Here is a 21,221-nt window from a genome sequence, read left to right on the forward strand (position 1 = left end):
ATACAGAGTTTGGGCAATAAGGATCACATAGAAGTACACAAGCAAAACCCTAAAGGCATAGGGGTAATGGTGAAGTATGTAGATTCCAAGGTCAATAACATCACCAAAAAAATCAAAAAGGCTCATAGGGACAATCACTATAGCTTTTTCATTCAGGAAAAGGGAGAAACCGACCTGATGATTGATTTCAAAACGCTACATGTACATGGACGATCTTTAATATTCATTGGCCCCGGACAAGTACACTATTACCTAAAACATGCAAATTCCATTGGCTACTTAGCTTTTATAGCGTCATCATCTATCCCCACAGCCTACCGTAAAATCTTAGACTACCACCAAAATCTTAGTCAGGTAATACCTCAAACCCACCCTGGCATGTTCAATACATTGCAACTTTTGAAGCTACAACTTGAAGATACTAACAATGATATAAGTAAGGATATTGCACTCTCGCTAACCAAGAGCTTAATAGGCATGGTCATTTACGATCTGCAAAAAATTGATACGCACATTTTAGAAACCTCTGGCCGAAGAGCTGATATCACGTTTAACTTTCGAAGCTTGATCAAAAAGCAATTCTTAGACCTAAAAAGACCAAAAGATTACGCAGAATTACTCCACATTTCTGTTCCTTACCTTAATGAGATCATAAAAGAGCAAACGGGTTTTGCAGCTAGCTATTGGATTCAGGAAGAAATCATTTTAGAAGCGAAAAGGTTACTTCATTACACTCAGCTAAACTCGAAAGAAATTGCTTTTTCACTTGGGTACGAAGATTATGCGTATTTCAATCGCCTATTCAAAAAGAATACAGGACAAACACCATTAGAATTCAGAAGAAGCCACCTCGATTTGTCCAATCATCACTCCTAATCCTCCATTTAAAAACAGTTCTCTTAGCCCTTCTTTTGCAGTCATTATTTATGTAATAAAGACTATTTTATGGGCATTCAAAACAACCCAACCTTAGCACTAGAGGATGAAAGTACAATTGACAACCGAAAACCACTAGGCTTCTATCGGGCAACCATTCCAATCATTATATCGGTTTTTGCGGTATATCTTACCATAGGAATGACCTTGGGAGTACTACCTGAATTTATTCAGTTTAAATTACAATATCCAAGTTGGGTAGTAGGGTTAGTTATCGGTATACAGTCCTTGGCATCATTAGCTACAAGAGCCTACTCAGGAAGAATAACCGACACTATGGGGGCAAAAGTCAGTAAAACAAGAGGTATAATCTTGGTCATTAGCACAGGTGTAGTATATGTATTATCTGCGGCCTTTCCTACTCTACCAATTTTATCATTAACCTTTGTTATAGCAGCCCGCATAGTACATGGAGTAGCTGAAAGTTTACTGGTTACTGGAGCACTTACATGGGGAATAGGGCTTGCAGGGCACCAAAACTCAGGCAGAGTTATGACATGGAATGGCATAGCCATGTATGCAGGCATAGCCATAGGCGCTCCACTTAGTATTTTCATAGCCCAACATGAAGGTGTTAGCATTGCTTTTTCATCAATTTTAATTCTTCCATTAATAAGTTGGTTAACCACAAGTAAACTGCCTACATTAAAGGTAGATGCTTCCCATGTACGTACTCCCTTTTACAAAGTAATTGGCCTTATTGCCAAACAGGGGCTCGGATTAGCCTTCTCATCCATGGCATTTGCCTGCATTGCTTCCTTTATAGCGTTATTTTTTACTGAAAAAAACTGGGGAACGGCATCACTAGCATTTATTATTTTTGGTACTAGTTATGTCCTTACCAGGGTATTTTTCGCATCATTACCCGATAGATACGGTGGTTATAAAGTAGCACTTGCCTCACTAGGGTTAGAAGCTGCAGGACAACTTTTAATCTGGTTTTCCGTCTCAAAAAGTATGGCCATTGTAGGATGCGCCCTTACAGGCATAGGCTTTTCATTGGTTTTCCCCGCTTTAGGAGTATTGGCAATTAAAAAAATAAAACCTCAAATGCGAGGTACTGCTTTAGGAGCATATGCCGCTTTTTTTGACCTCTCTTTAGGGTTAGGCGGTCCGGTAGCAGGTTTGATAGCCGGATGGATCAACTACCAAGCCATTTATTTGTATGGAGCGGTAAGCTGCCTTATTGCTATCCTTATTTTATCATTTAAATCTAATCAGCATGAAAAAAATAGCTAAATCAGTATTTACAGTTAAAGACAAAACATACCTCACCCCTCATTATATTAGGGTAACCTTCCATATGACTGAAGAACAAGCAAAAGACTTTAAAAACGTGACAGTGGGCAATAACAACAAAATATTTATTCCGCCTGCTGACACCAAAGTTATTTACTTTCCCGATACTGCTAAGGGGATAGATCCAGCTTATTTACCCATAATGAGAACATACACCACACGGAGCATCGATTTCACAAAAGGAGAATTATGCATTGATTTCATTGCTCATGGAGATAATGGCCCTGCTTCTGCTTGGGCCGAGCAGGCATTTCCCGGAGATGTACTAGGCATAGCCATGAAAGAAAGCAGCCGTGCTCTTTTTCCTGAAGCCGATGAATATGTTTTAATCGCAGATGCAACGGGCATTCCTGTAACCGCTACTATTTTGGAAAGATTGCCTGCTGCAGCCAAGGCAAGTGTAATAGTTGAAGTACATGGAGATGCAGATGAAATTGAATTCAAATCTAATGCGGATGTTAATATTCAATATATACATAATGAGCACCCAGAAAATGGAAGCAAATTAGCACAAATAGTAAAGCAGCTAAAATTACCTAACAACGACATTAAAAGGTATGCTCACGTGGTGGCTGAATATGATACGGTGAAAGCATTGAGACAGCATTTCAAATTTGAAAATGAATGGGCTGTTAATGAGTTTTCCGCCTCTGCCTATTGGAGAGCCGGAAAATCAGAAAATCAATCTGCTGAAGAAAGAAGAGAAGAAAGACATAGCGCAGCTTAAAGTTATTAAATGGGGAGGTACACCAGCACCTCCCCTATTTTTTAAATATTTCCGAACGGTGCCTGATCCCATCTTTGACCTCTATCTACTATGGGCCTTACATTTCTTATTTCACAAATGATGCTAGCCAATAGTTCCTCTGCCTTATCATCACCATACTTCTCTCTTATCACATTTCTTATCACCTCCACTTCTTCTCCTTCAGTTAATATCTGCATTACTTCGGCATGTATTCTGGCTCCACTATAATCTCTCGCTCTGGCTCCTGGCATATAAGCCATAAAAGTCACCTGCTTATTTTCTCTGATATTGTTATACGATATGGAATTAGGGTCACTTATCTCAAACTGAATTAGTCCATTCTCTAACAACCTGGGCGTACCCATAAGTGCAATATTTGGTACACCAGAACTGCTGGCTGTGCAAAGCAACTTATCGTGATGATGATTAAAAAAGTTAACTAACGCCATTAACTCTTCTCCTGCTGGCTGAAATTTATTTTCCATATTAGTGATTTAAATTAAAATAAGATACACATTGTATCTTATAACAAATATAATTTTTTAATTGCCATTAGAAACATATTGCACCTTATTTTTACGTGAGTTATATTTCAACAAATGGCGAATAAAAAAAATAACAGAAGAAGAGGCGATGATCTATTCGAAGAGCTTTTCGAAGCTACAATGGATTTAATGCAAAATACAAAGCCTACAAACATAACTTTTAAGCAAATAGCTGATGCTGCCAACACCAGCCGTACAGTTTTATATAGGCGCTGGCCTACCACTTTTGATCTACTTCAAGACATATATACTTACAAAGCAAAGAAGCTTTTTGAAGGAGATTTTTTTGATCACCTGCAAGATGCTGGTAGCTTACGCAGTGATTTTATTCAACTACTAACGGTATACCAGAGTACATACACTGAAATAGGCGCAGACATTCTTAACAACTATTATTACCTGCGCATGCAGGATAAAGAAGACTGCAAAGAACCTGAGATTCATACGCTGGCAGTAAAAAAGCACCTCAATGCAGTGAAATCAATCCTAGAAAGGGCTGAAAAACGTGGAGAAAAGATAAAAAAAGTAAGTGAAGTAACGTTAATGCTACCCTTTGACCAAATCAGGCTGGAGAATTTAATTAGACCCAATACTTTTGATTCAAAAAGAATAATTACAATGGTTGATGAAGTATTGCTACCTGTTTTCACTCAATAACAAGGTAGGCATCGCTTTATTATTATTAATCAAAAACACAATCATCCACTCTTTACACTACCGCTTCAATAGCCTCTGAAACACCACTTTCTCTTAGGTAATAAGTGCGCGTAAAATACTTTGCATTCAGCTGGATATACGTAGCAATATCATTAACTTGAATTTAACAATACATCTAAAACCTACATTATCATGCTTTTACAGCTAATGACAGGTACATGACATCTAAATGTCGTAACAATGGTAGCGGGCAATGAGCACATTTGCTTCATCACAAAATGAAAAAATTATGAACACTCAATCACTGGCCGAAAGATTAAAATACTACAGAAAATTAAACGGCTTATCTCAAGAAGAGCTATCAAACAGAACCAATGTTACTGTAAGAACTATTCAACGCATAGAAAAAGCGGAAGTGAACCCCCACCTTAATACCGTTAAATTGTTAGCTACGGCATTGGAAATAGAAGTTGATGATTTAATACCGCTAAAAAACCCGAAAGAAGAAACCATAAAGAAGAAATGGCTCTTACTCTTACATGCCACTCCTTTACTAGGACTATGCCTACCCTTATTAAATATATTACTTCCGCTATTCATATGGATACACAAAAGAGAAGACAACCCTACATACTACCGCCACGGGGTCAAAGTCATCAACTTTCATATTACAGCTTTCATATTAGTCGTTTTGTCATTTATAAGCCTAATAACTATTGAAAAGTGGGGCTTTTTTGTTTTTATCTCAACTATTCCTATCTGCATTTGCATTATCATTTTTAACATCATTTATGTATTAAAAAAAGATAAATGCTTCTATCCGCTATCCATTCCTTTTCTTAAGCAGGAAGAACACAAACCTATGAAAACATTAGGCTGGGCAATATTGGCACTCTTTGCCTTCAATTGTAAAAGCCCCAACCATGAAGTTCTAAAGTTAGATGGCACACCAATAGATACTGATTCAATCTCAATCAAAATAGATGCCCTAGCCAAGGCAGCAAAAATAGAAGGGCTGGCTGTTACCATTTTCAATAACTACAAACCAGTTTATCAACACATAACAGGACTAAAAGACATTTCAAACTCAGCCCCGCTAACAGACTCCACCAACATGTATGGAGCCTCGCTAAGCAAAGCTGTATTTAGCATCATCACTATGAAACTGGTGGAAGATAAGGTCATTGCCCTCGATACTCCTTTGGAAAGCTACCTCCCCAAAAAAATATACGAATACGAGCCAAAAACTAGATGGCATGATGACTACTCAGACCTAAAAGGTGACAGTTTGTATCATAATATCACTGCCAGAATGTGCCTTGCTCACACCACAGGCTTCGCTAACTGGCGATTTTTTGAGGAAGATAAAGTTTTAAAAGTACACGGAAAGCCAGGAGAAAATTACCATTACAGTGGCGAAGGCTTTGTATACTTACAAGTGGTGATAGAGAAAATAACAGGCAAAGGACTAGAACAACTAGCGCAAGAAATAGTTTTTTGCCCCCTAGACATGAGACACACCGCGTATAAATGGAAAAATGCCTTTGAAAAGGACTATGCCCTAGGTCACAATTCTGCTGGTAAAATCTACCCGAAAGACAAAGACAATGAACCTCGCTCTGCCAGTACTCTGGAAACCACCATCGGTGATTACAATAAGTTCTTAACTGCCGTGCTCAACAAAAAAATATTAACCCAACAAAGCTATGATGAGCTATTTAGTCCACAAATACAGATACACTCATTAACTCAATTTAACGAAGGTGCTAAAATAACCACAAACAAATACGATGACATTAAACTAAGCTATGGATTAGGGTGGGGATACATTAAAACACCTTATGGCAAAGGAGTTTTCAAAGGAGGTCATGGGAGTGGATTTCAGCACTATTCTCTCCTTTTTCCTGAATCAGGGAAAGGCATTTTGTTCATGAGCAACTCTGACAATGCTGAAAGCGCATTTAAAGAATTACTAGATTACATCATCACGGACAAGTATATTCCTTGGGAATGGCTCAACTATACTCCATACCACTAAGACTAAAATAAACAACGCGTTAACTATCAACGCATCAAAAGCATAGAAATTAGAATATGATTTAACGTAAAAGAGGCCTGCTAAAAACAACTAACCTCTTTTACTTTTAGGAATCAGCCCAATTTTTAAAGGCCGCAACTCTCTTTTTACTTAAGATCACTTTTTCATCCAGCTTATCGCAGGTAATAATCAACCTACCATTGAAGTAGTTTTCAATTTCTTTAATGGCTGACCTCGACACCAAATACTGCCTATTTATTCTAAAAAATTTATTAGGATCTAGCTGCTCTTCTAATTGCTCCAGTGCATAGTCAACCAAATATTCTTGCCCGGAGAGGGTAACTAAAAAAGCCGCCTTTTCTTTTACATGAAAACATGCTACTTCATCTACATTTACTAGCACCATTTTGTGCTTATAATTGACCAAAAAGCTAGATTTAAATGATTTAGGAGCAAAAGACCTCACCAGCATTTCAATAGTTTCTAAATCGACCTTAACGGGTTCAGGCCTCATCTTCAGAAAATTATCAACAGCTTTACTCAAATCTTCTAATGCTATGGGCTTTAATAGGTAATCAACACCATTAGATTTTATAGCCTTCAATGCATAATGGTCGTAAGAAGAAACAAAAATTATTGGCGCTTCTAATTTTACTTGCTTCAATATTTCGAAACTTTCTCCATCAGTGAGTTGAATATCCATAAACAACAGATCGATACCATGAGCCTCTTTCAAAAACGCCACCCCTTCCTTAATGGAACTTAACTCTTTCATGATAGTAAACTCAACATCAGCTAGCTCACTGAGTAACTTTTTAAGATGCTCTAATTCCTCCGTTTTATCTTCTATTATTACCGTTTTGATTTTAATCATAAAATCAGCTATTCTCAAATTTATTAAACCTCTTAAACTCGGTAACTACCACTGTGCCCACGCCCTCTACACTTTCAAAATGAAGCTTACCTTCGTTTATTTTCACAAACTCTTTTATCAACCTTAAACCAAGTCCCACGCCTTGTTCATTGCCTGTTCCTTTGGCGGGCTTTACTGCATCTCCTTCCAATTCCTGTGCTCTAGCATCACTCATTCCCACTCCCTGATCAGCCACTTTTATTATTACATCGCTTGCTTTTGCCCCTGCGGTCACTTCTACTTTGCCACCAGCATCAGTAAACTTAATAGCATTGTTGATGAGGTTTCTAAAAATGGTTTTCAAGCCATTTTCCTCTCCCAAAACAAATAACTCAGGTTCCGTTTCTAAGGTCAATTTTATCCCTTTATTATCAGCCAAAGTCATATATAATTCTACCACCTCCACCAAAAGTTGATTAATGTTCACCTCTTTCTTTTCTGCCGACAATTCATTTCTGTTAATCAGCGACCAGTGCAATAAATTATCTAACAGGTTGAGCGTACTCACAGATGATCGTTGCATGGTATTACCTAAGTCCGACACTTTATCATATCTATTCATCTTCACATATTCGGTTAAAATGGATGATATGCTGATAAATTCTAGAACAAACCCACGAAGATCGTGTGAAATAATGGAGAAGAAACGATTATTTAGAGCTAATGACTTATCAAGATCTTCCTTCTGTTGATTTAAAAGTGCATTTTTCTTTAGTTTATCATATACCAGATATGCTAAGAATAACGCCAGCACCAGTAAGACGAGCCCAATAACCACCATCCAAGATTTAGTTTTCTTTTCATACACTATTTTAGCCTCATAAGCCAGCTCCTGCTTTCGGTGCTCTAGTGCTAAAGCATCTTTCTCCTTTTGAAAATGATATTGAGCCTCCACTCTACTTACTTTTCGCATCACTTCCTGATTTTTAATACTGTCAGATAATGTTAAATAAGCATGTAGAGCCGTATAGGCTGCTGATTCGTTGCCTAAATATTTATAGACCTCTGCCAAAGCCTTAAAACAACTACTTTCTAATTCTTTAAGGTTATTTTCCTTGGCATAACTTAAGCCAGCAGATAACATATCCAATGCCTTGACATAAGCGCCTGTGGTTATATAATACTCACCAAGAGCATATTGTAAATTTGCCTTTAACGAATTTGAAACCTCAGCAGCAGAGAGAGCAAGCCCCTTATGGAGGTAATAGTATGATGAATCCAACTTATTAGTGGCCAAAAAAAGCTTCCCAATATTTAAATAAGTCTCTATTAATTTGGCTTTATGATCTGTTTTAAGAATCAATTCCAAGGCATTATAAAAAGCAACTTCGGCCTGGTCAAACCGTCCATCTTTCATGTACATCTCTCCTATAGCGTTACCTGTAGAGGCTTGCCCATCTTTATCACCTATCTTAGTCCTTATGCTCAAGGCATCATTATAATAATAGAGAGCCACCGAGTCATCGCCCCATTCCTTAAACAGCAGCCCTAGGTTATGATAGCTATTGCTAAGCCCTGATGAGTCTTTAATTTCTTTCCTAATGTCAGCGGATTTTAAATAATACTCAAGAGCCGATGGGTAATTGGCTTTTTCCATAGCCACTATGCCCATATTAGCATAGCAAAAGGCCATAGTTGATTTATTATTCATTTCTTGCGCCAGCGCCAAAGATTCTTCATAAGCTTTCATGGCTTTAGGGTAATCGCCTATCCGCCAGGCGGCAATACCTACATTATTTAATGCTGCGGCATAGTATGATAAATTATTAATAGCTTTAGAGATAATAGAAGCACGATTAAAGCTACTTAGTGCTTCATCGTATGTACCTTTATTATAAAATACACCACCCAAATTCACCAAACACCGAGCGATACCTAGAGAATCTGCCGCCTTATTTTTTTGCTCCAAGGCTATTTGATAATAGTAAATGGCCGAATCTAACTCTCCGATCCGGTAAAAAGTTACACCTATGCTATTGCTCACATCTCCTTGAGAAGTGGTATCCTTATCTGACAAAGCATGGCCATAAGCTTTTTTTAGTGTTTTTAGAGCTTCACTAAAACTCCCCCTTTTATTATAAATATCTCCAATACGATTAAGCGCCTTAATAACTCCTTTTGCATAGTCTTTCTGCTGAGAAACTTTTAATATATGATTGGCAATGGCATATGCGCTATCATAATTTCCCAACTTTTGATGGTTTAAAGCTGATAATAAACGAGACTGAACATAACCAGGCAAATAACTTGGTGATGAAACCTCGATAGCCTCCTTATTATATTTTTCAAACAACTGGGGATCACTACCAATATAAGCCTCCGCCAATTCATTTAAGACATTAATTCTATCTTCTAATTTGAGTTCCTTACTATCAAGTTGCTTAATTAATGCTTCTTCGCGGTTTTGAGCTTGCAGTAAAAAGGGTAAGGACAATATCAAGTGTAACAATAAAATTCTCACATTCTTGGCTAGGTTTAGTAATAGGGTAAAGGTAGAAATAATTAATCCAATTTTATTTTATAGCAAAACCTTAGTAAAGTAATATATCTACCCTTTTTTGGGGTCACCACACCAAACACTTCAATTACGATACAGGTCACTTCAGGTTCTAATTAGCACACTTGAGTAACATATACATTGATAACGGGCTTTAAAACGGCTTTTTTTGAATCAAGCCAATTTACCAAAATCAACGCGCATGTTACCTTCAAATATATACCTAACTGACGGTAGTTCTAAGCAACCAACCAACGCCACATACCAAACACACAGCTCACTTCAGCTTTTTACCGTATTAACAGCCATTATTGAAAATGATCAGGATATAGAAGTCAATATTAAGCATATCTTGGAACAATATGTTAGAACACACCATGGCTCCATAATATTCTACCACAAAGATAGTTTTACATGCCTATTTAGGTCGCTATCTAAAGCAGTACAAAGCTGCCACCAAATAATGGCAATGCTCAATAACTATAGCATTAATATCACCACAGGTATTTTTCTGAAGGAAGCTTCCATCACCAATCCTGCGGAAGTTATTAAAGCCTCAGAGAAATTCCTACAAAAAGCAGATAAGACCAATCATGTGAATAAGATTTTGGTTAATAGCAGCATCCCTCCTCACTTAATCAATCAATCAGTGCAGCCGCATAAAGGAGCTAAAATTACTCCTTCTGTAATTAGTGTAGATCATTTACAAAAGCCTCAAGAATCTCCAAAAATTCGAAAAACATTTATCGATCATGTATTTTCATTCATAGACAAATACCTGAACCACGAACAGCTCAATGTAGAAATGATTAGTAGAGAAATGTGCATGAGCGAAAGGCAGCTCCAAAGAAAAATTAAAGAACTAACTAATAAATCTCCCAATCAATTAATACAAGAGGCTCGTCTTAATCAAGCAAAACACCTTTTAATAAAGGACAAAGAGAGTATTTCAGAAATAGCTTATAGAACAGGTTTTTCCACTCCTTCTTACTTTTCTAAATGCTTTAAAAAAGAATTTGGAAAAACGCCATCCGAAATGCTTTTAGCTATTGCCTAATCACTAATTGAAAGAATGGGAAGTTATAACCAAACTCCCATTCATAATTGTTCTTAACCTGAAACCCCAGCATAGAAGTCTATTTCATTTCATCTATATTAATATATTTACGTATTGTAAGTTATAGGTCAATGCACTAATTAAATACTTATGTTGATATGATAGTTGAAGAAGGACTTTTAGACAAAATAAAGCACCACGAAAAGCTGGCCATCACCCTAAATGAAAATTGTAAAATTTCATTGCCTGACTACATTCTAGAAAAGCTTCTTCAGCCTCATAAATTAGACTATTACTATTTTGTATTTATAGACGAAGGCGCTGAGACTTACACTATTGACTTGGAAGATATTCATGTTTATAATAGTCAGTTGGTTTTTGGCCTTCCTAATCAAATCTTCAAAAACCCTCTAAAGCAGCAGCACAACAAAAATTACAAAATCGGGTTCGATCAAAGCACATTAGCATTGCTACCTCACAGCTATCCATTTTTGGTTAACCCCTTTAATACTAACCTTATCACCTTTAGTCCAGACGCCAAACTAAGGGTGAAAAATGCTTTTGCCATATTATTTCAACTGCTGCACAGCGCTGGCAAGCAAAAAAAAGTAGACATAATACTGGCCTATATACACACGCTACTTACCGAGTTTAATAATGCTTATTTTGCAGGCACCAACTATGAAAGTAATGCCAGCCCCAAATTATCTAAATACATAGCCTTTAAACTAGCTGTAGAAGATAACCTTACCGAACAGCACGATGTGCACACCATAGCAGAAAAGCTAGACATGACCACCAGTAGCCTTTATGCCATTGTAAAAGATTTTTCTGGCATTTCTCCAAAAGAATGGATTACCAGCAGGCTTATTTTGGAGGCACAGCGCAAACTACAATACTCATCTCCATCTGTGAAAGAACTGGCCTATGATTTGGGCTTTAATGATCCTAATTACTTTTCAAGGCTGTTTAAAAAGAATACAGGCAAAAGTGTAAGCGAATTTTTAGCAGGTTTGCACGATTTGTCTAGTCAATAAGCAGATTTGTCCATCAAGGGCAGCTACCCCACCGCTAGCTTTGCTATATCATTAAAATTTACAAAAATGAAAACAGCATTAGTAACCGGAGCCAACAAAGGAATAGGATTTGACATAGTAAAAAGACTAAACAAGCAGGGCTTTTTTGTATACCTGGCCAGCAGAAATGTAGAAAAGGGGCTAGAAGCTGTAAATCGGCTTAAAGCAGAAGGCGCAAACAACATAGAGCACGTAATAATAGATGTTACGGACTTAACCAGCATTGAAAACGCAGCATCTTCTATCGCTAACAATATTGATCACCTTGATGTATTAATAAACAATGCGGGAATTTCAGGTGAAATACCACAGTCTGCCTTAACCTCAAGTGCTGAAGAATTTCAAAAAGTACTTAACACCAACTTACTGGGCGTTATGAGAGTGACACAGGTGTTTTTAAGCTTACTTAAAAAGTCGGCAGCACCAAGAATTGTGAATGTTACCTCGGCCATGGCCTCATTGTCTCTGGCCGGTGACCTCCAAAACGAAAACTATCCGCAGAGGTATGCGCTGTATCAAACCTCAAAAGCGGCTTTAAATATGTATACTATCAATGTTGCTTATGAATTATTAAATACACCTTTCAAAGTGAATGCAGTTTGCCCTGGTTATACTAGAACAGACTTCACTAACCACGAAGGTACAAGCTCAGTAGAAGAGGCCAGCGCACGCATAGTAAAATACGCCCTCATTGACGAAAATGGGCCTACGGGTAAATTTTTTAGTGAAGAGTATTATTCTGATCCGGCAAGTTGCCCTTGGTAATAAAATATTGCTTACTGCACATAATGCGGTAAGCAATATTCAATGGCGTTTAGGCTTTTTGTGTTTTACAACTTATTTCTTTGCCTCCAACCTCTTCCTAATCCTACTCAACGATGGATTTTTAATTCCCAAGAAAGAAGAGATATGGTAAAGTGGAATTCTATTCAAAATATCAGGGTACTCTTTTAATAAGTTTAAATACCTCTGTTCTGGGTTAAGAAAAAGCAATGATTCCATCCGAGATTGAGCATATTCATAATATTTCTCCGCCAGCTTACGTCCCAGCCTTTCCCATGCAGGATATAAGGCATACAACTCATGTATGTGCTCATATCTTATAGAGATATATTCTGCATCGCTTAAAGCTTCAATATGGTATGCACAAGGAAACTGACGAATAAAACTTTGAAACGAAATCATAAATTGACCTTCTGTAAAAAAGAACACATTTTGCTCTTCATGCGAAACATCGTTATAGTAATAAATACGAAAAATCCCCTTAGTAATAAAACCTATCTCTTTACAGACAACCCCACTCGTATTGAAAAGCTCGCCTTTTTTTAAGGTTTTTCTTACCCAAAACTTTTCCGCCTCTTCAAATTCGTATGCAGTAAGCCCTGAGAGCTGATTTAGTGCGTTGTACAACTCTGATTTACCCATGTATTATTGCTAATTAATATCTCCTGACTTCTTATTAGTTACCAAGCGTGTGAGTGCACCAAAAGTAAGCGGTTAAAAGGTCTATAAATTTAACTTAAGTTAAAAATCAAAAATTAATCTTATTTAAAGATGATTTTAAAGTCAAATTTTGGAGTAATGCCAATATTTAATATGAATTAATTATGTTTGAGCATATTTAGTGGCTTATTTAAACCTTATGCAAACTTTTGAATCTTACCTCCATGATTTCGTTCAACTGCCAAAGCCTGCCATGCAAGCCTTGCTAGATCTTTTCACTCCATTATCGATGAGTAAGAACGATCATTTTGCCAAAGAAGGAGAATATTGCAAAAAGCTATCTTTTATTGAAGAAGGCATAATGCGGGCCTACTATCGTAACCCAAAAGGTGAAGAATTTAATAAATTATTTTTTGTTAATCCATCCATAATTGGAGGTTATTCATCTCTAATCACTGGTAACAAAAACATGATTAACATTCAGTGCCTCACCGAATGCAACTTACTACAGGCCAATTTTAAAGATATTTTGAACCTCTATGAGGAGTTCCCTAAAGTAGAAAGGCTCAATAGAGTAATAGCTGAAGACTTTTTTGTAAAAAAAGAAAGGCGTGAAATGACGCTTGTTATGAATGATGCTTCTGAGCGCTATGAAATCTTTAGAGAAGAATATCCCAACCTAGAAAATCAGATTGCTCAATATCATGTAGCCTCATACTTAGGAGTAACTCCTACCCAGCTAAGCAGGATTAGAGCTAAAAAGGCCTGATCTGTTTTCTTTACATATGTAAATGTTTTCGATTCTAGGAACCCCCATCTTTGTTTCATAATCAAATAATTAAAGATATGAATCAAAGCACATTCGCAACTCCGACAGAAGAAAATAATACTTCAACAAAGAAAGACACAAGAGAGGTGAACAATGCAAACATAAGCAAGCCTTCAAATGCATTTGTGGCGGTGTCTTGGTCAACACTAATTGTCGGTATGACGGCCTACTTTATTGGTCTTTATAATGCTGAAATGCTATTGAATGAAAAAGGATACTATTTCTCTATCATAATGTTTGGATTATTTTCGGTAGTATCTGTTCAAAAAAGTGTAAGAGATAGGCTTGAAGGCATTCCTGTTACAGATATTTATTATGGTATCAGCTGGTTTTCAGCATTGCTATCCGTTACGTTATTGGTTGTAGGGCTTTGGAATGCCGAGCTTACCCTAAGTGAAAAAGGGTTTTATGGCATGAGTTTCCTATTGAGCATGTTCTCGGCCATTGCAGTACAAAAAAATACACGTGACTTACAGGGTTACTCCAAATCAGAAAAATAACGGCTGAATAAATAAACTATAGCTACTTTATTATGTGTAAGAATGAATTTTATGCATAGTAAAGTAGCTTTTTTTTTGGTTTAATATGTTTTAACACTTTGCTTGTTCAACTAGCGTAAGTTGGTTATTATTAAATAAACAATAATCATAGGCAAAGCTACATTGAAGAACTTCAATCAATTAATCCAAACCTATTTTGGTAAACTCAGCGAAGAGGAACTAACTACTATTAAATCATTCTTTAGAGAAGAGCATTTAGCTAAGAATGAATATTTCACACGTGCCGGCAAAGTTTGTAACAAATTAAGCATAGTAAAATCTGGCATTTTAAGAATTTATGCCATTTCCGATGAAGGAAAAGATATTACTCAATGGATTACCACCGAAAACTACCTGATAACAGAAGCCATTGGTTTCTTTTTTAACGAGCCCAACAGATGGAACATTCAGACTTATACCGACACCGAATTATTAACCTTAAGTAAAAGTAGCTACTTAAAACTATGCGATGCCTTACCCAAATGGCATGAAATTGAAAAGCGTTTTATCATCAAGTGCTTTGCCATGCTAGAAGACAGGGTATTTTCTCACCTATCGATGAGTGCAGAAGAAAGGTATGAGCGGTATTACCAGCAAAACAAAGAGCTATTTAACCAAGTACCTCTCCATCACATAGCCTCTGTACTGGGTATGTCAGCAGAAACTTTCAGCCGAATTAGAAAAAAGCAAACACTAAAACCTTGATTTTTATCAAGATTTCATAGTTGCTAGTTGTTCAACTTTGTAAAAGTTCACCAACAAAAAGAATAAGACTATGAAAAACTTAATAAAACTTGAAAATGTAGGTCAGTTTTTGCTCGCTTTATACTTCTTCAATCAGCTAAATTACCCTTGGTGGGTATTCCCCGCTTGCCTTCTATTGCCTGACGTATCTATGGCTGGGTATTTGTTCAACCTCAGCACTGGTGCAATGTTATACAATATATTTCATCACAAGTTTTTGGCTATAACTGTACTTATAATGGGATTTATATTCAACAGCCCTCTCATTATCTTATGTGGCAGCATTTTATTTGCTCATGCCGCTATGGATCGTATATTTGGGTTTGGCCTTAAATACAACGATAGTTTTAAGCATACTCATCTTAGTAATATGGCCAAAAATTAAAATTACTTCTACTTCCAAGTCTGAAATGCATTTACACTTAACGCACCTTCAAACCTATATTTTCAATAAGCTAGGTATTTCCGTATCTCATTTTGAAAATGATGCGGAAAGTAGCGAATATGAAGCATGCAGATTTAGACTCAATCATAACCGATTTATATGTAGAACAGCTAAGCTAACCCCAAAGAAAGCCGGACAATTTGTTACCTTTTGGAAGCGCAGCGAGCATGGTCCTATAGCTCCTTTTCATGAACTTGACAGCTTTGATTTTTTTATGGTCATCATTATCAATGAAGATAATTTTGGCATTTTTGTAATACCTAAATCAATTTTGACACAAAAAGGAATTGTCAGTACCAATAAAAAGGAAGGCAAAAGAGCATTTAGAGTATATGCCCCTTGGGATAAGGTAACGAGCAAACAAGCTGAAAAATCTCAAAAATGGCAATCGGACTATTTTCATGAGCTGAAAGAGGGCTATAGTCCGGATAAAATAGCTGAACTGCTATCTATTTAATAAAAGGCCTTTCTAAATTCTAAAGGCGATTGACTGGTTTTAGCTTTGAACAGGCGGCTGAAAGATTGAGGGTATTCAAACCCTAGCTCATAGGCAATTTCGCTTACGCTAAGTGTAGTGGTTGAAAGTTTTGTTTTAGCGTAATCAATAATCTTATTTTGGATAAATTGTTGTGCGTTTTGGCCCGTCAGCACCTTAAGCAAACTACTTAAATAATTAGGTGAAATATTTAAGGTAGCTGCCAATTGTATAACGGTAATCATGCCTTCTGTGGCCAGCTTACCGCTATTAATGTAGCCATCTAGTAATTTCTCAGCCTCTTGCAATATAGAATGACTATTTACCTTTCTGGTGATAAACTGGCGTTGGTAAAACCTGTTAGTATAAGTCAAAAGCAACTCTAACTGAGCCATAATTACTGAATCACTGAATTTATCGATATTCGTTTCTAGTTCATGAGTTATTTGCTTTAAAATTTCTTCTATCACTCGCTCTTCCCTATCAGATAGAAATAATGCTTCATTAACCGAATAATCAAAAAACTCATATTGTTTTATGTTTTTTGCCAAAGCCGTATTCCACAAAAAATCAGGATGAATGAGTAACACCCATCCCGATCTGTTAATTATATTGTGGTCATCAGTTTCTACTTTAAAAACCTGGCCCGGAGCCATAGTAAACAAAACTCCTTCATCAAAATCAGACTGCTGCTGCCCATACTTCATTTTACCCTGGAAATTTCTATCTAGCACAATGGAGTAGAAGTTAAAGGCAAAGCTCATTTGAGTCTTGCAAGGTAGTGAAGCTTCTTCATTGCTTACAATACTAATAGATGGGTGCAACGGCTTTGACAAGCCCATCACCTTATGGTATTCACTAATGGTGCTGATCTGATGAATCACTTTGCTTTTCATAGAGTTCAGAATATAACTATTTACCTTCTTTTTCAATTATCATCTCTAGCTTCTTTACTAGATTTCCCGGCTGCTCACGCATAGAATAATGTCCTCCTTCAAATTTGTACACTTTCCATCCTTTTTGCTTCGCTCTATCAATTCCCATCTTATCGGTGGCACCATTACCCTTGCCATTGTGCACCATCTGAATAAAAGATGCAGGAATTTTTTTAACTAAAGGATTACTTAAAGATAAAGGTTCTGTGAAAGTTTTTAAAGGTTGAGGCACATCTGTAGGAGGCGTACTTTTTGGCGTTCCAAACGGATAATTCATATAACCATCTTTTATATGAGGCTCCATAAGTTGCTCCCACAAGTCTCCACACACGTCTTTAGCACTCTCTCCATCATTAGGCACCATAGCATCGAGATAAACAAGGTGACTGATACGCTCAGGCATTACTTCAGCCACACCTGATATCACCATTCCGCCATAGCTATGGCCTACAAGTATTACATCATGAAGGTTTTCAAACCTGATAACATTAACTATATCATTTATATAAGTGGTTAAATTGATATCAGTACTAGATAAATGCACCCTTTCGCCCAATCCTGTTAATGTAGGCCTGTACACCACATCGCCATGAGCTCTAAAAATAGAGTCTACCTGTGCGTAATCCCAACCTCCATCCCAAGCACCAGGAACAAATAAATAAATATGAGGTTTTGGCTTTGCTACTGAGGCTACTGCTTTTATGGAAACCGCCAATAGTAAAATTAGAAACAATTTTTTCATAACATTCGATTATCTATGTCTATTAATTATGAAGCAAATTTCTCTCTATTTACTCACTGAATATAAACCGTATTCATCATAGATATAACATTATTCACTATGGCTCACATTCAATATATGGTTAGCCAAACGATGAACTTTCCATTTTAACTTTATTGAGTTTATCTGTACATTTAAGCTCATTAATAGCATTCTAAAATGACTAAATCATATGCTGACGTATACTTTTACCTGCCTCTAAAATTCACGCTTATTGATTTGGCAGGGGCAGTACAAGTATTTCAAGAAGCTATTGATTTAGGGCACCATTACCATTTGCATTATCTCAGTAATGAAAGAGCAATAAATGATGCCTCGGGACTTTCTATTGCAAACCTAATAGACTTTAAAAATGCTAGGCCCCAAAAAAAAGACATCATTATTATTTGTGGTGTAGGCATGAGTCAACTCGAGCTACTAAAAGAGGATCAAACCTTTTTTGATTGGCTACAGGAAGCTCATCAGAAAGAGACTACCATTTGTAGTATATGTACTGGGGCGTTTTTATTGGCGAAATCTGGTTTACTCAATAATAGAAAATGCACCACACATTGGAAAGCCATCTCAACACTGAAAGCAAACTACCCTTCTGCTTTAGTTGAAGAAAATGTACTTTTCACCAAAGATGAAAACGTATATACTAGCGCAGGAGTGGCCACGGGCATAGACCTTACGCTGTTTTTAATAGAAGAAAGGCATGGCGTTTCCACTGCAAATACCATTGCAAAAGAGCTAGTGATATACAGACGAAGAGCTGGAGCTGATGCGCAAGAGAGTATATATCTTCAAAACAGAAATCACCATAACACACAGGTTCATATCGTGCAAGATTGGATTGTATCTCACTTAGAAAAACCCTCTACCATTGATTTTCTAGCTTCATTAACTAGCTGCAGCCCCAGAAGCCTAACGCGCATTTTCAAAAAACAAACAGGCCTTACCATAGCGGAATACCGCAATAAATTAAGAGTAGAAAAAGCTAAAAGCTTAATTATGCATACAGACTACAAGATAGAACATATAGCAGAACTCTGCGGCTTCAATACCTCTAAACAGCTAAGGGTTTTACTAGAAAAAGAATTAAATACGCTCCCTTCAAAACTGAAACAAACACTGGCCTAAAATGTCCATTTTTTGTCCTTTTTTGTCGTAGAGTTGCCTTATACTTTTGTAATTCATTCAAAACAAGAATAGCCATGTCGTTAAAAGGAAAAAATACCGCTTTAATCATTATTGATGTACAAAAGGCCTTTGTAGATGAAGAATATTGGGGAGGCAATAGAAACAACCCTACTGCAGAAGAAAATATAGTTGAAATTTTAAAAGCTTTTCGAAGTTTGGATCAACCTATTTTCCACGTTTTACATGCTTCACAAAACCCAAACTCACCTCTTCATTCATCTGCTGAAGGTTTTCAAATGATAGAAATGATACAACCGTTAAAGCACGAGCCTGTAATCATTAAAAATGTCAATAGCGCTTTTATTGGCACTGATTTAAAACAACAACTAGAAACGCTAAATATAACACGCCTGGTAATAGTAGGCTTAACCACCAACCACTGTGTTTCTACCACCACTAGAATGGCTGGAAATTACGGATTTGAGACCTATTTGATCGCTGATGCTACTGCTACTTTTGACAGAAAAGGCATTAACGGGCAGCATTTTGATGCTGAGACCGTCCATCAGGTTACACTTGCCAGCTTAAACGATGAATTTGCTAATGTAATGAATACTAATGATCTCATAAAAGCTTTAAACGCATAAATTGAAGCTCATGAATGATATCCTATCATTCATGAGCTTTTTCTTAATCATTTTGATAGGCTTTGGCAAAATCAGCAGCGAAATCTACCAGCTTCACCTTTCCTAATTTTGGTTGATGTTTGTAGTAATCTTCATATAAAACACCACTACCCTGCTTTTCTTGCATCTCTACAAAACCTTCAGCTATCTGTTGATTAAAGCCTATACTTAACCAGCCTTGTAACAAATCTTCACTGGAGACAACTTTCCACTTAAGATCCGGCTTTCCAATGGCCTTGCCTAGTGCCTGAGCAATTTCATTAGGCGACACTTCATCACTGGCAATGTATCTAATCATACGCCCCTCGAAGGGCTTATTCATCTCCTCCACTATTACCTCAGCAATATCTAATGGTGCTACCCAAGGCTCCTTTTTATCACCTCCGTAATTAGAAATAATCATTCCCTTTGATTTGATGGTAGGTATGAATGAATACATATTAGTATAAAACCCAACAGGACGCATAAACTTAATAGCTACATCATCAGGCAATTCATTTAATATATTTTCTGAGTTGGTGTGAAATTTCAAAATACCATTACCCTCCTGCATATGCGCACCAATGCTGCTTAAATGCACTATTTTCTTTACTGCTGCAGCTATTACGGCTTGCTTATAATTTTTGGCTATAGATTTAATATTACCGATAAAATCAAGGCTCTTGTCAAACATATCACCTACTGCATCATGGGTTTCCATAAGGTAAACTATATCTGCATTTTGAAATGTCTCCGTTAAGAAATACTCATCGTACATAGAACCAATAGCTGCCTGCGCGCCCAATGCCTCAATATCGGCAATACGTTCTTTTCTACTACTTATTACTGTAACCTCATGCTCTAGGTCAATTAATTCTTTCGTTAAGGGCTTGCCTATTTGGCTAATAGAGCCTGTTAAAACAATCTTCATATTTTTATTTCTTTTGTTTCAACAAAACTCCGAGTTACCATACTCAATGAATTAATCAAATCATTGCATCTCTTAATGAAATCTTCTTTTAAGATCAAATAGGCCTAAAATCAAGAATTAGCCCTGAATAATTTAGAAAAATGCCAAAAGAAATGTACTTGCACACATTTTGATGAAATACTGCCACAAAAAAATAGCAAGTTGTATACTACAACCTGCTATTGCCTTGTATAAGAAAAACTATTTAACTACTCAAACGGTGGGTTCTGTTACGGCCTCTGCAACTTCCCCATTAACGGCACGTTCAAATTCCGCCATTGAAATATAGGCATACACCTTATTTCCATCTATAAGATTAATTAAAATCTGGTAGTTATCAGGTTGGGAACTGATCTCACGAACTCTAACTATATTTTGAGTGAAAATCAATTGTTCTTCACCATTGGCACTTTGTAACTTGATATAATCTTGCATAACAGTAGGGTTTAACAATTAATAATGGAATACAAGTTAAAGACCTAGACAACTGAATATAAGTAAAATAAG

At 36.8% G+C, this 21,221-nt stretch carries 23 protein-coding genes; 15 read left to right on the forward strand and 8 right to left on the reverse strand.

Features of this window, described 5'->3' with window-relative positions; genetic code table 11:
• Positions 1 to 9: 9 nt before the first annotated feature.
• From ACXACQ_RS21960 to ACXACQ_RS21970, 3 genes are all read left to right on the forward strand, one after another.
• Positions 10 to 876 carry a helix-turn-helix domain-containing protein gene (locus ACXACQ_RS21960; RefSeq protein ID WP_474978154.1) on the forward strand — a complete coding sequence of 289 codons (867 nt, stop codon included), beginning with the start codon at positions 10 to 12 and terminating at the stop codon, positions 874 to 876.
• A 69-nt stretch (positions 877 to 945) separates the two neighbouring features.
• Complete coding sequence (locus tag ACXACQ_RS21965; protein ID WP_474978155.1) at positions 946 to 2,175, forward strand: MFS transporter; 1,230 nt, start codon at positions 946 to 948, stop codon at positions 2,173 to 2,175.
• Positions 2,159 to 2,962, forward strand: coding sequence for a siderophore-interacting protein (locus ACXACQ_RS21970; RefSeq protein WP_474978156.1), 804 nt, complete (start codon positions 2,159 to 2,161; stop codon positions 2,960 to 2,962). Before ACXACQ_RS21965 ends, ACXACQ_RS21970 begins: the two co-directional genes overlap by 17 nt.
• A 41-nt stretch (positions 2,963 to 3,003) precedes the next feature.
• On the opposite strand, the gene ACXACQ_RS21975 is transcribed toward ACXACQ_RS21970, so the two are convergent.
• Positions 3,004 to 3,468 (reverse strand): pyridoxamine 5'-phosphate oxidase family protein, encoded by a 465-nt coding sequence (locus ACXACQ_RS21975; protein ID WP_474978157.1) that lies wholly within the window; start codon positions 3,466 to 3,468, stop codon positions 3,004 to 3,006.
• A 114-nt stretch (positions 3,469 to 3,582) separates the two neighbouring features.
• Between ACXACQ_RS21975 and ACXACQ_RS21980 the strand changes: the two genes are divergently transcribed.
• Both ACXACQ_RS21980 and ACXACQ_RS21985 read left to right on the forward strand, forming a co-directional pair.
• Positions 3,583 to 4,185, forward strand: a complete 603-nt coding sequence (locus ACXACQ_RS21980) for a TetR/AcrR family transcriptional regulator (RefSeq protein ID WP_474978158.1) — start codon at positions 3,583 to 3,585, stop codon at positions 4,183 to 4,185.
• Between the two features lie 289 nt (positions 4,186 to 4,474).
• Positions 4,475 to 6,223: a serine hydrolase gene (locus tag ACXACQ_RS21985; protein ID WP_474978159.1), complete on the forward strand. Its 1,749-nt coding sequence runs from the start codon at positions 4,475 to 4,477 to the stop codon at positions 6,221 to 6,223.
• Between the two features lie 106 nt (positions 6,224 to 6,329).
• On the opposite strand, the gene ACXACQ_RS21990 is transcribed toward ACXACQ_RS21985, so the two are convergent.
• Together ACXACQ_RS21990 and ACXACQ_RS21995 are read right to left on the reverse strand one after the other, a co-directional pair.
• Positions 6,330 to 7,097 carry a LytR/AlgR family response regulator transcription factor gene (locus ACXACQ_RS21990; RefSeq protein WP_474978160.1) on the reverse strand — a complete coding sequence of 256 codons (768 nt, stop codon included), beginning with the start codon at positions 7,095 to 7,097 and terminating at the stop codon, positions 6,330 to 6,332.
• Between the two features lie 4 nt (positions 7,098 to 7,101).
• Positions 7,102 to 9,597 (reverse strand): tetratricopeptide repeat-containing sensor histidine kinase, encoded by a 2,496-nt coding sequence (locus ACXACQ_RS21995; RefSeq protein ID WP_474978161.1) that lies wholly within the window; start codon positions 9,595 to 9,597, stop codon positions 7,102 to 7,104.
• A gap of 238 nt (positions 9,598 to 9,835) precedes the next feature.
• Here ACXACQ_RS21995 and ACXACQ_RS22000 point away from each other — a divergent pair, with 238 nt between their 5' ends.
• The 3 genes from ACXACQ_RS22000 (at position 9,836) to ACXACQ_RS22010 (ending at position 12,531) form a co-directional block, all read left to right on the forward strand.
• Positions 9,836 to 10,690 carry a helix-turn-helix domain-containing protein gene (locus ACXACQ_RS22000; protein WP_474978162.1) on the forward strand — a complete coding sequence of 285 codons (855 nt, stop codon included), beginning with the start codon at positions 9,836 to 9,838 and terminating at the stop codon, positions 10,688 to 10,690.
• A gap of 158 nt (positions 10,691 to 10,848) precedes the next feature.
• Positions 10,849 to 11,727, forward strand: a complete 879-nt coding sequence (locus ACXACQ_RS22005) for a helix-turn-helix domain-containing protein (RefSeq protein WP_474978163.1) — start codon at positions 10,849 to 10,851, stop codon at positions 11,725 to 11,727.
• 66 nt (positions 11,728 to 11,793) lie between these two features.
• Complete coding sequence (locus tag ACXACQ_RS22010; RefSeq protein ID WP_474978164.1) at positions 11,794 to 12,531, forward strand: SDR family oxidoreductase; 738 nt, start codon at positions 11,794 to 11,796, stop codon at positions 12,529 to 12,531.
• 72 nt (positions 12,532 to 12,603) lie between these two features.
• Here ACXACQ_RS22010 and ACXACQ_RS22015 read toward each other — a convergent pair whose 3' ends face one another.
• The gene (locus tag ACXACQ_RS22015) at positions 12,604 to 13,191 is read right to left on the reverse strand and encodes a Crp/Fnr family transcriptional regulator (RefSeq protein WP_474978165.1); all 588 of its coding nucleotides are present in this window, start codon (positions 13,189 to 13,191) and stop codon (positions 12,604 to 12,606) included.
• A 217-nt stretch (positions 13,192 to 13,408) separates the two neighbouring features.
• On the opposite strand from ACXACQ_RS22015, the gene ACXACQ_RS22020 reads away from it, so the two are divergent.
• The 5 genes from ACXACQ_RS22020 (at position 13,409) to ACXACQ_RS22040 (ending at position 16,223) form a co-directional block, all read left to right on the forward strand.
• Positions 13,409 to 13,978 (forward strand): Crp/Fnr family transcriptional regulator, encoded by a 570-nt coding sequence (locus tag ACXACQ_RS22020; RefSeq protein ID WP_474978166.1) that lies wholly within the window; start codon positions 13,409 to 13,411, stop codon positions 13,976 to 13,978.
• Positions 13,979 to 14,055: 77 nt separating this feature from the next.
• Positions 14,056 to 14,538: an inner membrane protein YiaA gene (gene yiaA, locus ACXACQ_RS22025; RefSeq protein ID WP_474978167.1), complete on the forward strand. Its 483-nt coding sequence runs from the start codon at positions 14,056 to 14,058 to the stop codon at positions 14,536 to 14,538.
• Positions 14,539 to 14,700: 162 nt separating this feature from the next.
• Entirely contained in the window at positions 14,701 to 15,282 is a 582-nt protein-coding gene (locus ACXACQ_RS22030; RefSeq protein WP_474978168.1) for a Crp/Fnr family transcriptional regulator, read from the forward strand.
• 70 nt (positions 15,283 to 15,352) lie between these two features.
• Positions 15,353 to 15,706 (forward strand): DUF4260 domain-containing protein, encoded by a 354-nt coding sequence (locus ACXACQ_RS22035; protein ID WP_474978169.1) that lies wholly within the window; start codon positions 15,353 to 15,355, stop codon positions 15,704 to 15,706.
• Positions 15,707 to 15,731: 25 nt separating this feature from the next.
• Entirely contained in the window at positions 15,732 to 16,223 is a 492-nt protein-coding gene (locus tag ACXACQ_RS22040) for a MepB family protein (RefSeq protein ID WP_474978170.1), read from the forward strand.
• Here the strand turns inward: ACXACQ_RS22040 and ACXACQ_RS22045 are convergent.
• Together ACXACQ_RS22045 and ACXACQ_RS22050 are read right to left on the reverse strand one after the other, a co-directional pair.
• Positions 16,220 to 17,137, reverse strand: a complete 918-nt coding sequence (locus ACXACQ_RS22045; protein ID WP_474978171.1) for a helix-turn-helix domain-containing protein — start codon at positions 17,135 to 17,137, stop codon at positions 16,220 to 16,222. The two genes, ACXACQ_RS22040 and ACXACQ_RS22045, sit on opposite strands and share 4 nt — an antisense overlap.
• Before the next feature lie 16 nt (positions 17,138 to 17,153).
• Entirely contained in the window at positions 17,154 to 17,918 is a 765-nt protein-coding gene (locus tag ACXACQ_RS22050; protein WP_474978172.1) for an alpha/beta hydrolase, read from the reverse strand.
• 198 nt (positions 17,919 to 18,116) lie between these two features.
• Between ACXACQ_RS22050 and ACXACQ_RS22055 the strand changes: the two genes are divergently transcribed.
• Entirely contained in the window at positions 18,117 to 19,079 is a 963-nt protein-coding gene (locus ACXACQ_RS22055) for a GlxA family transcriptional regulator (protein WP_474978173.1), read from the forward strand.
• 74 nt (positions 19,080 to 19,153) lie between these two features.
• The gene (locus tag ACXACQ_RS22060; RefSeq protein ID WP_474978174.1) at positions 19,154 to 19,726 is read left to right on the forward strand and encodes a cysteine hydrolase family protein; all 573 of its coding nucleotides are present in this window, start codon (positions 19,154 to 19,156) and stop codon (positions 19,724 to 19,726) included.
• 43 nt (positions 19,727 to 19,769) lie between these two features.
• Here the strand turns inward: ACXACQ_RS22060 and ACXACQ_RS22065 are convergent, their stop codons facing one another.
• Together ACXACQ_RS22065 and ACXACQ_RS22070 are read right to left on the reverse strand one after the other, a co-directional pair.
• Entirely contained in the window at positions 19,770 to 20,675 is a 906-nt protein-coding gene (locus ACXACQ_RS22065) for an NmrA family NAD(P)-binding protein (protein WP_474978175.1), read from the reverse strand.
• A 252-nt stretch (positions 20,676 to 20,927) separates the two neighbouring features.
• A complete protein-coding gene (locus ACXACQ_RS22070; RefSeq protein ID WP_474978176.1) occupies positions 20,928 to 21,149 on the reverse strand; it encodes a hypothetical protein in 222 nt (73 codons plus the stop codon).
• Positions 21,150 to 21,221: the final 72 nt, after the last annotated feature.

It is taken from the genome of Fulvivirga sp. AWR4_260 (assembly GCF_056158185.1).